The 14,867-nt window shown below is 68.6% G+C and carries 15 protein-coding genes; 4 read left to right on the forward strand and 11 right to left on the reverse strand.

The window, feature by feature from the left end; translation table 11 throughout:
- Positions 1-81 precede the first annotated feature (81 nt).
- The 7 genes from C3B78_RS16480 to ssd all read right to left on the reverse strand — a co-directional run bounded on the left by C3B78_RS16480 (position 82) and on the right by ssd (position 5,333).
- Positions 82-459 (reverse strand): Rv3654c family TadE-like protein, encoded by a 378-nt coding sequence (locus C3B78_RS16480; protein WP_267895233.1) that lies wholly within the window; start codon positions 457-459, stop codon positions 82-84.
- 53 nt (positions 460-512) lie between these two features.
- Entirely contained in the window at positions 513-959 is a 447-nt protein-coding gene (locus tag C3B78_RS16485) for a TadE family type IV pilus minor pilin (protein ID WP_104999016.1), read from the reverse strand.
- Positions 956-1,300 carry a DUF4244 domain-containing protein gene (locus C3B78_RS16490; protein ID WP_104999017.1) on the reverse strand — a complete coding sequence of 115 codons (345 nt, stop codon included), beginning with the start codon at positions 1,298-1,300 and terminating at the stop codon, positions 956-958. Before C3B78_RS16490 ends, C3B78_RS16485 begins: the two co-directional genes overlap by 4 nt.
- Positions 1,301-1,463: 163 nt before the next feature.
- Complete coding sequence (locus tag C3B78_RS16495; RefSeq protein ID WP_104999850.1) at positions 1,464-2,072, reverse strand: type II secretion system F family protein; 609 nt, start codon at positions 2,070-2,072, stop codon at positions 1,464-1,466.
- The gene (locus C3B78_RS16500; RefSeq protein ID WP_104999018.1) at positions 2,069-2,860 is read right to left on the reverse strand and encodes a hypothetical protein; all 792 of its coding nucleotides are present in this window, start codon (positions 2,858-2,860) and stop codon (positions 2,069-2,071) included. The genes C3B78_RS16495 and C3B78_RS16500 overlap by 4 nt, the downstream gene beginning before the upstream one ends.
- The gene (locus tag C3B78_RS16505) at positions 2,857-4,068 is read right to left on the reverse strand and encodes a TadA family conjugal transfer-associated ATPase (RefSeq protein ID WP_104999019.1); all 1,212 of its coding nucleotides are present in this window, start codon (positions 4,066-4,068) and stop codon (positions 2,857-2,859) included. Before C3B78_RS16505 ends, C3B78_RS16500 begins: the two co-directional genes overlap by 4 nt.
- 65 nt (positions 4,069-4,133) lie before the next feature.
- Positions 4,134-5,333 (reverse strand): septum site-determining protein Ssd, encoded by a 1,200-nt coding sequence (ssd, locus tag C3B78_RS16510; RefSeq protein ID WP_104999020.1) that lies wholly within the window; start codon positions 5,331-5,333, stop codon positions 4,134-4,136.
- 133 nt (positions 5,334-5,466) lie between these two features.
- Between ssd and C3B78_RS16515 the strand changes: the two genes are divergently transcribed.
- Both C3B78_RS16515 and C3B78_RS16520 read left to right on the forward strand, forming a co-directional pair.
- Positions 5,467-7,185 carry a bifunctional 3'-5' exonuclease/DNA polymerase gene (locus tag C3B78_RS16515; RefSeq protein ID WP_104999021.1) on the forward strand — a complete coding sequence of 573 codons (1,719 nt, stop codon included), beginning with the start codon at positions 5,467-5,469 and terminating at the stop codon, positions 7,183-7,185.
- Between the two features lie 171 nt (positions 7,186-7,356).
- Positions 7,357-7,548: a YegP family protein gene (locus tag C3B78_RS16520; protein WP_104999022.1), complete on the forward strand. Its 192-nt coding sequence runs from the start codon at positions 7,357-7,359 to the stop codon at positions 7,546-7,548.
- A 2-nt stretch (positions 7,549-7,550) separates the two neighbouring features.
- Here C3B78_RS16520 and C3B78_RS16525 read toward each other — a convergent pair whose 3' ends face one another.
- The 3 genes from C3B78_RS16525 to C3B78_RS16535 form a co-directional block, all read right to left on the reverse strand.
- Positions 7,551-8,228, reverse strand: coding sequence for an NUDIX hydrolase (locus C3B78_RS16525; RefSeq protein ID WP_104999023.1), 678 nt, complete (start codon positions 8,226-8,228; stop codon positions 7,551-7,553).
- The gene (nth, locus tag C3B78_RS16530) at positions 8,225-9,019 is read right to left on the reverse strand and encodes an endonuclease III (protein WP_104999851.1); all 795 of its coding nucleotides are present in this window, start codon (positions 9,017-9,019) and stop codon (positions 8,225-8,227) included. The genes C3B78_RS16525 and nth overlap by 4 nt, the downstream gene beginning before the upstream one ends.
- Positions 9,020-9,087: 68 nt before the next feature.
- Positions 9,088-10,491, reverse strand: a complete 1,404-nt coding sequence (locus C3B78_RS16535; RefSeq protein ID WP_104999024.1) for a hypothetical protein — start codon at positions 10,489-10,491, stop codon at positions 9,088-9,090.
- Positions 10,492-10,902: 411 nt separating this feature from the next.
- Here C3B78_RS16535 and acs point away from each other — a divergent pair, with 411 nt between their 5' ends.
- Both acs and C3B78_RS16545 read left to right on the forward strand, forming a co-directional pair.
- Positions 10,903-12,927 carry an acetate--CoA ligase gene (gene acs, locus C3B78_RS16540; RefSeq protein WP_104999025.1) on the forward strand — a complete coding sequence of 675 codons (2,025 nt, stop codon included), beginning with the start codon at positions 10,903-10,905 and terminating at the stop codon, positions 12,925-12,927.
- Positions 12,928-13,030: 103 nt separating this feature from the next.
- Complete coding sequence (locus tag C3B78_RS16545; RefSeq protein WP_104999026.1) at positions 13,031-13,819, forward strand: DeoR/GlpR family DNA-binding transcription regulator; 789 nt, start codon at positions 13,031-13,033, stop codon at positions 13,817-13,819.
- Between the two features lie 25 nt (positions 13,820-13,844).
- Here the strand turns inward: C3B78_RS16545 and C3B78_RS16550 are convergent, their stop codons facing one another.
- The gene (locus C3B78_RS16550) at positions 13,845-14,867 is read right to left on the reverse strand and encodes a LacI family DNA-binding transcriptional regulator (RefSeq protein ID WP_104999852.1); all 1,023 of its coding nucleotides are present in this window, start codon (positions 14,865-14,867) and stop codon (positions 13,845-13,847) included.

The following is a 14,867-nucleotide window of genomic DNA, read 5'->3' on the forward strand; positions in this document are numbered from 1 at the left end:
GCTCGCCCGGGTCTTCCCGGCAGACAGGAAACCAGCACAGGAGCCGCGCCTGCCAGCCACCCCCAGGGCAGAGGCCGAGGTTCAGGGCGGCGGTCCGGCACGGGAACGCCCGGTTGCTGCCCCGAACACGGTCCGTTCCATCAGCTCCGTCCTGACCTCGACCGTTTGCCCTGCACCCTCGGTGCAGCCAAGGACCGCAGCCCCGTGCCGGGCTGCAACCTGGGACGCTATGGTGCAGGGTTCCCCGTGAGTAACGCCGCGGAGGGCGTCGGCCGCAGCAAGTGCCGCGAGGTCGGCAGCGGACGCGGCCCTGCTTGACAGGACAGCCGACTGTGCCAGCAACAGCATCAGCACCATGGCCGTCATCACCACGAGGGCCAGACCGGCCGCCAAAACCGTCCCGGACCCGCGTTCCCGGCCGCAGGCGGAAGCCTGCCCGCGCCAGCCTGAGTCCGCCAGACCCGGACAGTACGGGCGAAAACTCCTGGCCCGCCTACCTTGCCGGACGCGCATCATCCGGCCGTCTCGGCGCGGGTGGAGGCCCGGGCAGTAAGCAGCCAGGGAATGGACGATCCGAGCGGGCCGCCCACCCGACCGGTGACGGTGACGTCCAGCCACTCGCCGTCGGCCGAAACCGCTGCCGACGCGGATCCGCCTGTCAGCGTATGGACGATCCTTTCCACCGCGGCTGAATCGTCACCGCGGGCCAGGGCCCGGGCACCAGCGCGTGCTCCCTCCTCAAGCCGCAACTGGGTGACCCCGGCCGAGGCACCTGACAGCAGCATGGCCAGCAGCAGCAGGACCGCAGGCAGCGTGACGGCGAACTCGGCCGTCACGGCGCCGCATGATTCCTCCGGCCCGGGACTGGCGTAGGGCCCGCCCGCCCCTTGGAGCCGGGAGCCGGCCTGCGCGGAGGGGCACGGACGAACGGGCGGCAGCACGGCCGGCGCGACGGTCATGGCAGGGCCAGCGCGGTGCGGATCAGAGTCAGCAGGAAGCCACGGACTTCCTCGCTGCGGAGGATGAAGACCAGCAGCCCGGCAAAGCCCACGGCAGCAAGAGTGGCTATGGCATATTCGGCGGTCGCCATTCCCGCCTCGGATCCCAGGAGCCGGAAACCACGTCCGGGGCTGGATGGAGACTTCAGGCCCGGGTACAGTTCCACCACGTTGGCCGGCAGGGAACCGTTTCCGGCCCCGCCGGCGTAGTGGCTGTTGCTGCGGCGTCCCCGGGCGGAGGAACGGGCAGCGGCGAGCACCGCGGTCCCGTCGGCGTAGTGGCGGCGGTAATTCGTGGACATGTAGTTTTCCTTCCGTTGGGCCGGTGATGTTGCCGGCTGTCTCGACTCTTCCCGGCCTAGCCGGACGCGGTAAGCCCCGCGGACTCCTAAGTGGAAAAGCCGTGTGGTTCTGTGGTGTGGACCCCCTGTGGAGGAGAAGAGCGCAGAAAAGGGACATGGCGCCCTAGACCGATGGCACCAGCGCGAGCAGCACCGGGACCACGCCCAGGCAGATGAAGGCCGGCAGGGAACACACGCCGAGCGGAACCACCAGCTTGACGCCCAGTGACGCCGCACGTTTTTCTGCCGCCCGGAACCGCTCGCGGCGGAGCCGGGCAGCCTGGGCGTAAAGGATCGCGGACGACGGCGCGCCGGTCAGGGCCGCGAACGCCAGGGCGTCCCGCAGTTCCATGACCTCCGGCAGGCGGACCGCGCTGCTGCGCCAGGCGGTTTCCCAGTCCGCCCCGATGGCCAAAGCCGCCACCACCGGGCGGAGGGCATCCCTGTATCTGGCGGAAGCGGAGGCCGACACCAGGTCCAGCGCACGGCCGATGCCCGACCCGGCATCCAGCATGGCGGCGACGAGTTCCAGCATCATGGCAGTGTCCCTAAGTCGCTCCCCCGCCCCGCGCGGCAGGCGTCCTCCGGAGCCGGCGGGCGAGACACCCGTCGAGGGCCTGCCGGAAAATGCCCGGAGCCTCTTCCCCGGACTGCCCCGCCCGGCACCCACCAGCGCGGCGGCCGCAGCAAGCATGAGGAAAAGGGCAAGAGCTGAAGGGGAAGGCCAGGTCATGTCACGCCAGCCCCCGCCGCCGCGGCCACCAGCCTGGCGGACCACAGCCTTCCGGCAACTGTAAGGCCGATTCCGGCGGTGAGCGCTGCCAGCCCCCATGGCGTTCCCAGCAGGATGGCCAGCGGATCCACACCCAGCGCCATGCCCAGGCCCAAACCCAGCAGCGGCAGCCAGGTGAGGAGGCTTACTGTGGCCTTGGGTCCGGCCAGGGCGGTCTGCCGGGCGGCATCGGCGTCGTCCTCCACTTCGAGCTGCGCGGCGAACCTGGTGAGCACGTCCGCAAGCGGACAGCCGCTCGCTTCCGCAACATCAAGGCACGCGGCAAGTTCCGCCCAGATCCGGGATTCCCGGTTCCGCCGGGGAAAGGCGGAGGGCAGCGACCGGCGGATGGCGTCCGAGACCGGAGTTCCAACGGCCGCCGCAGCGCGTGCCGAACCCATCATGGCGCCGGAGCCCGCTGAAAGGCCATCGGTGCGGGAACCGGAGGAGCCGTAGACCAACCAGATTTCTTCCCAAAGCCGGGCCGGTGTCCGCCCGCCTTTGAGCAGGGCGGCCAGTTGCTGCACAACGACGGTCATGGGGGCTGCAGACTGCCTGCTTCCCTTCGCAGCCCTGCGACTGGCCAGCGGAAAGATGCCTGCACGGAGGGTGAGCAGTGCCGGCAGCGAACCGGGGTTCCCTGTACGGCCGGCGTTTCCTGTACGGCGCAGCCTCGCAGCAGCGCCACGCGGCGGCCTGGCAAGCAGCACCGCGGCCAGCCCCAGGACCATGGCAAGAAGGAGGATCATTGCAGCTCTCCGAGGCCCAGCCCCAGCCGTTCGGCAAGGGCCGGCCACGCGGGGCCTGTGCTCACCGGGCCTTCACCGCCTTCCACGGCAGGCAGAACCATCAGGCCGTCAGGTCCGTCATCCACCAGGCCCACGCACGTCACTCCCCGGGACTGTTGCGTCCGCTCGACGTGGATGACGACGTCCAGCGCGCTCGCTGCCTGGAGCCGCACGCCTTCGGGGTCCAGTCCCGCCAGTGCACCGAGAGCGGTGAGCCGGGCCGGAACAGCGGTGGCGGTATTGGCGTGGATGGTTCCGCCCCCGCCGCTGTGGCCGGTGTTCATGGCGGTCAGCAGCTCCCTCACTTCGGCGCCCCGGCATTCCCCCACCACCAGCCTGTCCGGACGCATTCGCAAGGCCTGCCGGACCAGATCCCCCAGGTCCACTGCGCCGCCGCCTTCCAGGTTTCCGTGGCGGGATTCAAGGGAGACGATGTGGGGATGCACCGGGTTCAGTTCCGATGCGTCCTCGATGAGGACCAACCGCTCCGAGGGAGAGCACAGCCCGAGCAGGGTGGAAAGCAGGGTGGTCTTTCCGGACCCGGTGGCGCCGCTGATAAGGAAGCTCAGCCTGCGCTCCACCACCCGTTCCAGGACATGCTGCAGTCCGGAACTGAACATTCCGCCCGCGCGGAGCTCATCCATGCTGAAGACCCGTTCGCGGCGGATCCTGATGCTCAGCAACGTTCCTGCAGTGGAGACGGGCGGCAACACGGCATGGACCCGGTAGCCGCCGGCCAGCCTCACATCAACACAGGGTGAGCCGTCATCCAGCCGCCGTCCGCCGGCCGCCACCAGCCGGCAGGCCAATGCCCGCAGCTGGACTTCATGGTCGAAGGCCACCGGTACGCGTTCTATCCCGCGGCCCCTGTCAACCCAGACGGAGTCCGGGGCATTCACGAAGATGTCCGTCACCGCGGGGTCGCGGGTGAGGCTTTGGAGGGGACCCAGCCCGTTCAGCTCGGCGCTGATCCGCTCCACCGCCGCCAACGATCCCGCAGTGCCCAGCAGTTTGCCGGTGGCCTGCACTGCCGCCGCCACCCGGGAGGGTGTCACAGCCGCCGTGTCCGCCATCATGGACTCGCGCACCGATTCGAGCAGCCCTACATCCACTGCGTCCCGGACAGCCGGACGGCGTTCGCGCCGCCGCCACTCACCGGAACCATGCATGCCCGGACCGCGCTCGCCTAAGCTGCGTTCCCCGACGCTGCGTTCCCCTGAGCCAGGCTGCTGCCTCACTCGAGATCCCCCGCAGGCAGTCCGTCTCCGAGCAGCTGCAGCGCGGAAGCAGCGAAATGCCTGACGCTCCGCCGTTTGCCCAGTTCAAGGAGGCGGCCCGACTCCATGGCCGCCGGGACGCCCCGCAGCTCAGGCACGCGCCCCTGGACAGGAAGGCCGATGGCTTCGGCAATCAGGGCGCCGTCCAGTGCCGCACCGTGCTTGCCCCGGACCAGGAGGGAAGCCTCCACCGGAGGGAACTCCTGAAGCAGCCGCACCGCCGCGACAGCAGCCTTCAGCTGTGCCGGAACCACCATGGTGATGCGGTCGCAGTCCCAGGCGAACGTGTGGATGGGCTCCGCTCCACGGCCGATGTCCACCACTACCAGCTCATAGCCACGCCGGGCGGCATCAAGGACGCCCGCCGTGGTGGTGGCGGCAACAGCCACAGGCTGCTCACGGCTGGCGGGCCAGGACAGGAACGAAAAGCCTCCTGCAACAGGCAGTGAATCCGCAAGCTGGACGGGATCGATGCTGCCCCTGGCCTCGGAAAGGTCGGGCCAGCGCAGCCCGGGGTGTTCCTCGGCGGCGAGGGCCAGCTCCAGCCCACCGCCCCACGGGTCACCGTCCACCAGGAGCACCCGGGCACCCAGCCCGGCGGCAGCCTGCGCAATCCAGATGGCCGCGGTAGTGGCACCCGCGCCGCCGCAGCCGCCGGTCACGCCCAGGATGAGGCCGCCGGGGCCAGGTGAACGGGACCTGCTGAGATGGTCGGCAAGCCAGGCGGCGGCGTCTGGCAGCACAGCCACCCGCTCTGCACCGAGAACGGCGGCCAGGTGCCACAGGCTGTCTCCTTCACCGTCGAGGCCCACCAGGACTGCCGGCGCCCGTCGCCGGGGAGGCAGTTCGCGGATATCGCTGCCCACCAGGACTGCCGCCGCCCCGTCCCAATGCCTGCCTGCCCCGGCGGCATCGGCTGCAGTGCGCAGCTGTGCTCCGGCTGCCGCAACGATCCGCTCCACCTCGCCCCGGAGGACAGCGGACGAGGTCACCAGCAGTACCTCATCGCCGCTGTCCGGCAGCCAGGAGTCTCCGGCTCCTCCTGCGGCGTCCACCGGCAGGGCTGCCCTTGAGGGCGGACCTGCCCCTGCCGTATGGCTGAAGTCAGCGGGAGGGCCCGGTTCAGGGTGGGACGGTATCAGCTGATGCCTGCTCATGGACCCACTTTCCACCGCCGAAAGATGGCGGGTAAGGGCACCGGGGCCGTATGTGGAAAAGCAGGGCGCGCCACGCGCGCAGGCGCCGGGCCCGAAAGTCTGCAAGCGCCGGAAACAAGGCAGAATGGGGACCATGTACCTGCTGCTCGCCGCCCACCCCCACGGCGCGGCACTGCAGGAACTCACGCAGGCGGGAGCCCCGCTGCCGTCCACCCCGGAACCAAAGCTCATAAGCACAGGCGAACTCGCCGCCGTCGTACGTGAACTGGAACACCGCCGGCCGAACGGGCAGCCGCCCCGCTGGATCTGGCAGCGCACCCAGGATTGGTACCCTGCCCTGCTGGCAGCCGGCGTCGAACTGGAGCGGTGCCATGACCTAAGCCTGTGCGCGAACATCCTGGCCTTTTCCCGGTTCACCGCCGACACAGAATATGCACGGAACGCGGACAGGATCGCCGTCGAGGACCCGCTGCTGCCTCCCAAGGCGCTGCAGCCGCCGCCTCCCCCGGCGGACCAGGGTGCCCTGTTCGAGGATCCCGGGACCGGGCCCCTCACTGGCCGCACTCCCGAAGAGCTGCGGGCCGAATACGCCGCCCAACAGGCGGCGCTGGCCTCCGTCAGCAAGGAGGAGAACCGGCGGAACCGGCTGCAGCTCCTCCTCGCAGCAGAATCCGCCGGCGCCATGATCGCCGCCGAGATGCAGCATGCCGGGGTACCGTGGCGGGAAGACCTGCACGAGCAGATCCTCGCCGGGCACCTTGGCCCCCGCCCGCCCCTGGGCCACCGCCCCGCGAAGCTTGAGGCGCTGAACCAGGAGCTCCGCGGACTCCTGAACTCGCCCACCCTGAATCCCGATTCCCCGCAGGACCTGATGCGCGCCCTGCACCGCAACGGGATCGAGGTCAAAAGCACCCGCAAGTGGGAGCTGAAGGAATCCGGCCATCCGGCCATCGAACCGCTGCTCGCGTATAAGCAGTTGTCGCGCCTGCACACGGCCAACGGATGGACCTGGCTCGACTCGTGGGTGGCCGGGGGCAGGTTCCGGCCCGAATACGTGGTGGGCGGCGTGGTTTCCGGCCGCTGGGCCTCCCGCGGCGGCGGTGCGCTCCAGATTCCCCGCCAGATCCGCGGCGCCGTCCATGCCGATCCAGGGTACAAGCTGATCGTCGCGGATGCCTCACAGCTGGAACCGCGCGTGCTGGCGGCCCTGGCCCGCGATTCGTCCATGGCCGAGGCCGCCCGCGACCAGGACCTCTACGCGGGCATCGCCGCCAAGGGATTCGGCGGGGACCGGGCAAAGGCAAAGATGGCGCTGCTGGGCGCAATGTACGGCGCAACCTCCGGCGAGGCAGGCCGCCTCATGCCGCAGCTGGCGAAGACTTATCCGCGGGCCGTGGACTTTGTGGAACAGGCCGCGCGGGCGGGCGAGGCCGGCGGCACGGTGACCACGAGGCTGGGCCGGAGCAGCCCTCCGCCGTCCGGGCGATGGTTCCAGAGCCAACGGTCGGCCACCGCCGAAGAGCAGCGCCGGGCTGAATCGATCGCCCGCTCCCGTGGACGCTTCACCCGCAACTTTGTTGTCCAGGGCTCGGCCGCGGACTGGGCAGCCTGCTGGCTGGCGGAATTACGACGGCGGCTGCGCGCCCTCCGGAAGGACCGTCACCCTAACGCTGAGCTTGTCTTCTTCCTGCATGACGAGGTGATGGTCCACGCCCCTGTGGAGGCAGTGGACGCCTGCATCGCGGCCATCGAGGACGCGGCCAGCGCCGCGAAGGAGCTGCTGTTCGGTCCCATCCCCGTTGAGTTCCCGGTCAGCGTTGCAGTGGTTGACTCCTACGACCATGCGAAATAGCACCCCGGCCGCAGCAGCTGGGGGCGTATTCCCCGCCTGCCGACCCGCAAAGTAACCTACCCGGCGGTAGCTCGACCGGCCCCCGTGACCAGCGTTACAGTTCATAGCGGCGACTGAGGCAGACCGGTCAAAAGCTGATGCAACGACGCACACCAGGGGAGGTCCCGGCTTATGGCGGGAAGGTTCGAAATTCATCGAGTAGGCGACGAGTCCTACCGACTGCGGCTCACTGATGCAGACGGCAACACCGTTGCCCTCTCACCCAAGTTCAAGTCCCTCAACTCACTGCTTGAGGGCATCAAGGCAGTCCGGGAGAACGCAGCCACCGGCATCGTGGTGGATCTCCGCCAGCAGCAGGCCTGACGCTAGACACCCATGGGGTGGAGCCGGGTCCGGTCCCACGGAACGGCCCAACCCAGCTGTTCGAACAGCCCGTTCAGGACAATTCCGGTAAATCCCCAGACCACCACGCCGTTCACTGTGAAGGCGGGGCTGTCGAAGCTGCGCCCGGCACGGTGGACGGTTGCCATCACGCGGTTGTCCGGGTCCAGCAGGTCCCGCACGGGGATGCGGAACACCTGCGCTGACTCGGCATAGTCCACCACCCTGACGGGCGATGGCGAACGCCACCAGGCCAGTACCGGGGTAACCAGGAAATTGCTGTGGGCAAGGCCCAGTTCCTGAAGGGATCCCAGGACTTCCACGCCGTCCGAGTCGAGGCCGGTTTCCTCCTCGGCTTCCCGCAATGCCGCCTGAACCGGCGTTTCCCTGGCGTCAATGGCGCCGCCAGGAAACGCCACCTGCCCGGGATGGGACCCTAAAGTATGGGCCCGCTCCAGCAGGAGGACGTCAAGATCGGCCGGCGCCAGCGGCTTGTTGGAGGCGGCGGGGATGTCATCAAGGGCCCCGAAGAGCATCAGGACGGCGGCCCTGCGCGCCCGCAACTTGTCCACCGTCAGGGCGGCCCAGAGGGGATCCGGCGCCGCATCGGCACCGGACTCCGCCCGGCGCACCAGTTTGATCAGGTCTTCGCGCGCGCTCACGGTGTCCTCTTCTGGGATTCCATCCGAATTTCGGCGGCGCGGTGGGTCTCGGCCAGGAGCTGTTCCAGCAGTGCCTCGCTACCGGGAGCGAGCTCGTACTTCAGCAGTTTCGCAGCTTTCACGGGATCCGTTTCGCCCAGCCCGAAGCTGGGGCACCACGTGGCCACGGGGCAGGCCCCGCACGCCGGCTTCCGTGCGTGGCACACCCGCCGCCCGTGGAAGATCACCCGGTGCGACAGCATGGTCCAGTCCTTCCGGTCGAACAGCTCGGCCACGTCCTGCTCGATCTGCACGGGGTCGTCGGACTGCGTCCAGCCAAAGCGCTTGGCGAGCCTGGCGAAGTGGGTGTCCACCGAAATGCCGGGGATGCCGAAGCCGTTCCCCAGCACCACGTTTGCCGTTTTTCGGCCCACGCCTGGCAGGGTGACCAGGTCCTCCAGCCGCCCCGGCACCACCCCGTTGTATTCGTCCACAAGGCGGGTGCAGAGCGCAATAACGTTCCTGGCCTTGGCCCGGAAGAATCCAGTGGGCTTCAGGATCGTTTCAAGGTCCGCAGGATCCGCCTCCGCCAGGGCCCGTGCGTCCGGGTAGCGTGCGAACAGCACCCGGGTGACCTGGTTGACAGTGACGTCAGTGGTCTGGGCGGACAGTACCGTGGCCACAAGGAGTTCGAACGGGTTGCGGAAATCAAGCTCCGCGTGGGCGTACGGGTATTTCCCGGCCAACGCCCTGTTGATCCGCCGTGCCCGCCGCTTCAGCGCCAGCACCGATTCGGAAGAGACCACCGGCATCCCGGCAGCCTGGCTGGCGAGTGCCTTGACTCCGCCGGCCTTCGACGCCCCGGGCCCGGCCACAGGCGTCAGCCGCGCTCGATGTTGCTGAGGTCCCTCAGGACACCCAGGCGCCCGTCAGTGTGCTGCACCAGGAACTCGTGGCCGCGGTCCTCAAGGGCCAGCACCCAGCCGCCCGGTTCGATAACGAACGCCGGCGCGCCGGTTTGGGGGTCATAAGCAGTGCGGTGCTGTGCCACGGCAAACCAGAAGGCTTCGTGGACGGGGTGTTCTTCCGATTCATCGGGGCGGCTGGCGGGATCAACAGTGGCGCCGATAGGCTGCTCGATCCGGACCTGCTGGTGCACTGCGGTGGCGGCCGGAGGCTCCCAGCCCGCCTGCCCGCCCTGCGCCGGGGAGGAAGCACCCTGGCCGGACGGGGCAGCCGGCTGTGCGCCGTCGTGAACCGGAGCAGCCGCAGCGGAGCTGGCCCTGCCAGCCGGGATCTCGGCGCGCTGGGTTTCCTCGGCGGGAGGGGTGGAGGAAGGACGGACGACGTCGGCGGCCTGGGTTGCGGGCCCCGCGTCGCCTGCGGGAGTCCACTCGGAGACCTCGGGGGCAGTGGAAACAGGCGACGCCCCCGTAGGGATGGCAGCGGTGGCGGGGGCATGGACGGACTCGGGTTGCGGGGCGGCACCGGGCTGCCCTGCTGAAACCGGCTGCTCCGGCGACTCGTGCTGTTCCGGTGAACCGGCCTTGCCGTTTGAGCCCGGCCGGACAGCTGATGAACCTGCACCGGCACCGCTGAACAGCCCTCCGCCCGGGAAAATCTTCGAGCCCAGCTTCGATTCTTTCGAACCGCTTGCGGACTCCTCCTTCGGCTTTTTGGGAGCGCGGGGTTTCTGGACGGGAGCAACCGCATCGCGGGCCACCACGTGCGCCGGCACCTCGGCCCGGCCCTGGAAGTCACCGGAGACGTATGGCAGGAAGCGGCCCAGCACCGTTGCGGCGAACAGGACCAGCGAGCCGATCAGGCCCACCAGGAGGCTCGGCACGTAGGCGCCGGCCACGGAGATGAAGAAGAACGCCACGGCAAAGGAGGCAACCACTGACGCGAACTGGTCAATGGACAGGGAACCAATCCGGAGCTTCGTGGCGGGAGCCAGCCTGCGCGCGGCAAAAAGTGCGCTCACGATGAGGGGCAGGACGATGCCCAGCCCCAGGAAGAAGAGGTTGTTGAGGTTCCACAGGTTGTACCGTGCGCCAAAGATCGGCAGCAGGGAGGCGATAAAAAGGATGAGCGTGCCGGCGAACACAGCCAGGTCCCGGATGGTGAACGGACCCAGCACTGCCTCGTTGGCATTCGGAGCCTTGCCTCCATTGGCGGCCGTGCCCGCGGCGGCCTGGGACCCTGGCCCGGCGGCAGTTCCGGCGCCGTGGCCGGAACCTGCCGTGTCGGGGCCGGTCTTCTGGCCGAAGCCTTGCTGGTTCATTCTGCTCTCCTTAGCGTGGCGGCACCGGGGCCTGCATGGTCCCGAAAATCGTGCCGTCTTGACAGCGGTTCCGGCGTGGCCAGGCCCTTGGGTTGTTTGGCCGAAGCGGACCGAAGTGAAGTCACAATTCCATCTCAGCCTAGTCAAGAGCCCAGCTGATCACTAGCTGGCCGCAGCCGGCGGCGGGCCGGAAAGGCCGCCCGGCAAACCATTCACCGCTTAATAAATGCCGTTCACGGGCTCTCGTGTGACACCGCACACATCACCGGCGGGCCAAGCATTAGTCTTGATTCCGGAACAGCTCTTTGCGGGATGCCCGTAACCAGCCTGTGCCCGACGTCGTGCAGGCGGAGGAGCCCGGACGGCGGCGGACATCCCGCCCAGCAAAGATCGATGAATGATGAGGTTCACATGTCCCAGGACACTTCAAGCGCCGTTGCACCCGCTGCCGCAGGCGCAGGGCCGCAGGTTCCCCACGGGAGCGATGAGCAGGGCGACGCCTTCGAAAACCTGCTGCATGAGACCCGCGCCTTTCCGCCCTCGCCGGAGTTCGCTGCCGACGCCGTCGTCTCCGCTGCGGAATATGAGGAGGCCGGCGCCGACTATCCCGCTTTTTGGGCGAGGAAGGCCCGTGAGCTGCTGACCTGGAGCAAGGACTTTGACCAGGCGCTGGACTGGTCAACCCCCCCGTTCGCCAAATGGTTTGTGGGCGGGGAGGTCAACGCCGCGTACAACGCGCTGGACCGGCACGTTGAGAACGGCCTGGGCGACCGGGTTGCCATCCACTTCGAGGGCGAGCCCGGGGACACCAGCACCTACACCTATGCCCAACTCACCGAAGAGGTGAAGAAGGCAGCGAACGCCTTCGAGTCCCTGGGCGTGGCCAAGGGCGACCGGGTGGCCGTCTACCTGCCGATGATCCCGGAGGCCGTGATCACGCTGCTGGCCTGCGCCCGTATCGGCGCCGTGCACTCCGTTGTGTTCGGCGGCTTCTCCGCGGACGCACTGCGGTCCCGGATCGACGACGCCGAAGCCAAGCTCGTGGTCACCGCGGACGGCACCTACCGCCGCGGCAAGCCCAGCGCCCTGAAACCCGCCGTCGACGAGGCTCTCGCGAGGGGTAGCCACACCGTCCAGAACGTGGTGGTGGTCAAGCGCAACGGCCAGGACGTGAACTGGACCGAGGGCCGGGACCACTGGTGGGCGGACACCGTCGGGGCCGCCTCGAACCAGCACACCGCCGTCGGGCATGACTCAGAGCACCCTTTGTTCATCCTGTACACCTCCGGCACCACCGGAAAGCCCAAGGGCATCCTGCACACCACCGGCGGGTACCTCACCCAGACCGCCTACACGCACCGGGCGGTCTTCGACCTGCACCCCGAAACGGACGTGTACTGGTGCACGGCCGACGTCGGCTGGGTCACCGGGCATTCCTACGTCGCCTACGCCCCGCTCATCAACGGCGCCACCCAGGTGATGTACGAAGGCACCCCGGACTCCCCGCACCAGGGCCGCTGGTGGGAGATCGTGGAGAAGTACAAGGTCTCCATCCTCTACACCGCCCCCACCGCGATCCGCACGTTCATGAAGTGGGGCCGGGAGATCCCGGACAAGTACGATCTCTCCTCCCTGCGCGTCCTCGGCTCCGTCGGCGAACCCATCAACCCCGAGGCCTGGATGTGGTACCGGAACGTCATCGGCGGGGACAAAACCCCCATCGTGGACACCTGGTGGCAGACCGAAACCGGCGCCCAGATGATCGCTCCCCTCCCCGGGGTCACGGCCACCAAGCCCGGCTCAGCCCAGGTCCCGCTGCCCGGCATCGCCGTGGACGTCGTGGACGAGACGGGCGAATCCGTGCCCAACGGCCACGGCGGCTTCCTGGTAATCCGCGAACCCTGGCCCGCCATGCTCCGCGGCATCTGGGGAGACCCGGAACGGTTCAAGGACACCTACTGGTCCCGGTTCGAGACCATGTACTTCGCCGGGGACGGCGCCAAGAAGGACGAGGACGGCGACATCTGGCTCCTGGGCCGGGTGGACGACGTCATGAACGTCTCCGGGCACCGGCTCTCCACCACGGAGATCGAATCCGCCCTGGTGTCCCACCCCGCCGTGGCCGAGGCCGCCGTCGTGGGCGCCGCGGACGAGACCACCGGGCAGGCCGTCGTCGCGTTCGTCATCCTCCGCGGCGACGCCGTGGATTCCGGGGATGCCATCGTCCAGGAACTCCGGAACCACGTGGGCAAGGAAATCGGCCCCATCGCCAAACCGAAGGCCATCCTGGTGGTCCCGGAACTGCCCAAAACCCGGTCCGGGAAGATCATGCGGCGCCTCCTCAAAGACGTCGCCGAAGGCCGCGATCCCGGAGACGCCACCACCCTCTCGGACCCCACCATCATGCAGCAGATCGCGGCAACCCTGAGGAAATAGGCAAAGCAGCCTCACGCACGACGGCGACGCCCGGCTCACAGCCTGGCGTCGCCGTCGTCGTATGCTGGGACCAGACTCGTCCCCTGCCGAAGGATCCGCACAGATGCTCCCCGTCGCACGCCACCAGGCTATTTTGGACGCCGTCCAGCGGGAGCGGGTTGTCCGGGTGTCAGACCTGGCCCAGCAACTGGGCGTGTCCCTGATGACGGTCCGCCGCGACATCGAGGTACTGGAGGAGGGCGGCCGGCTGGAGCGGATCCATGGCGGGGCGAAGATCCCGGGCGACACCAGCACCCACGAGCCCGGATTCGACCTCAAGTCCACGCAGCTGACGGCGGAGAAGCGTGCCATCGCGGTGGAGGCGGCAACGCTGGTCCAGGAGGGCATGGCCGTGGGGCTCAGCGCAGGAACCACCACCTGGGCCCTGGCCAAGGAACTGGTCAACGGACCGCAGATCACGGTGGTCACCAACTCGGTACGCATTGCGGACCTTTTCCATCACGCGGCCTCGGCCGGCTCCGCCCGGTACAGCTCCACCGTGATCCTGATTGGCGGCGAGCGCACGCCATCGGACGCGCTGGTGGGCCCCATCGCCACCGCTGCCCTGAAACAGCTGCACCTGGACGTGCTGTTCCTGGGTGTGCACGGGATGGATGCCGATGCCGGCTTTACCACCCCAAACCTGCTCGAGGCTGAGACGGACCGTGCCTTCATGGCGGCCGCGCGCAAAACCGTGGTGCTGGCGGACCACACCAAGTGGGGCCTGCTGGGCATCAGTTCCATTGCCGCGCTGGATGACGTGGATGAGGTCATCAGCGATTCCGGGCTAGGGCTTGAGGCGCAGCGCGTCCTGCAGGAAAAGGTGGGGCGGCTGCGCCTCGCCGCCGCCTAAGCGGACCCTCGCCGCCCGGGAGCCACTAGGGACAGCCGCAGGACTGCCGGACATGCAGCGTGGTGGGAAAGATCCGGTGCTGTGGTTTTTCCCCGCGGGTGGCTCCCACCAGCGCGGCCACTGCAGCTTCCGCCATGGCGGCCACGGGCTGCTCTACCGTGGTCAGCGGAGGCCAGGAGAATTCGGACTCGGCGGACCCGTCAAAGGACGCCACCGCCATCTCACCGGGGACGGACAGCCCCGCCTCGTGCACGGCCCGCAACAGGCCGATCGCCTGCATGTCGGAGGTAGCGAAAATGGCCGTGGGGCGGTTCACCGATGCCAGCAGCCGCTGGCCGGCAACATAACCCCCGGGGCGGGTGAAGGAACTGTACGCGATCGGGCCCTCCTGCAGGCCGGCGTCATGGAGTGCCTCCCGCCAGCCCACTTCACGGCCGTCGGTGCTGCCGGACACGTTGGTGCCCATGGCCAGGCCGATGTTGGCGTGCCCATGCCCGATCAAGTGCTCGACGGCGATTTTGGCGCCGGCGGCGAGGTCAACGCCGATGCTGTTGAAGCCCGGTGCGTCACGTTCCTGGTTGAGGAGCACCGAGGGGATGTCCGCGGTTTCCAGGACCTCCAGGTCGGGTTCGAAGAGGACACTGGCCAGCAGCACGCCATCCACCTGCCTGGCGGCAAGGTTGCGGATGTTGCGCCGCTCCTTGGCCAGGTTTCCGTCCGAGTTGCCCAGTACCAGGGCGTAGCCCAGGGCGGCAGCGGCGTCCTCAACGGCATGGGAGAACAGGGCGAAGAAGGGGTTGGAAATATCCGGGACCACAAGCCCCAGCGTCTCACTGGAGCCCAGCTTGAGGGCACGGGCCGCCGCGTTGGGGCGGTAGCCCAGGACGCGGATGGCGTCCTGGACCTTCGCTTCTGTGGCTGGTGCAACTTTCTTGGGACCGCCGTTGACCACATAGCTGACGACGGCGGTGCTCACGCCGGCATAGCGCGCAACGTCCTTGCGGGTCACGGGGCCGCCTCGTGCAACCTGCACTGCCGGAGTAGTCAT

Origin of the sequence: Arthrobacter sp. PGP41 (genome assembly GCF_002953935.1) — a bacterium.
Taxonomy (GTDB): domain Bacteria; phylum Actinomycetota; class Actinomycetes; order Actinomycetales; family Micrococcaceae; genus Arthrobacter.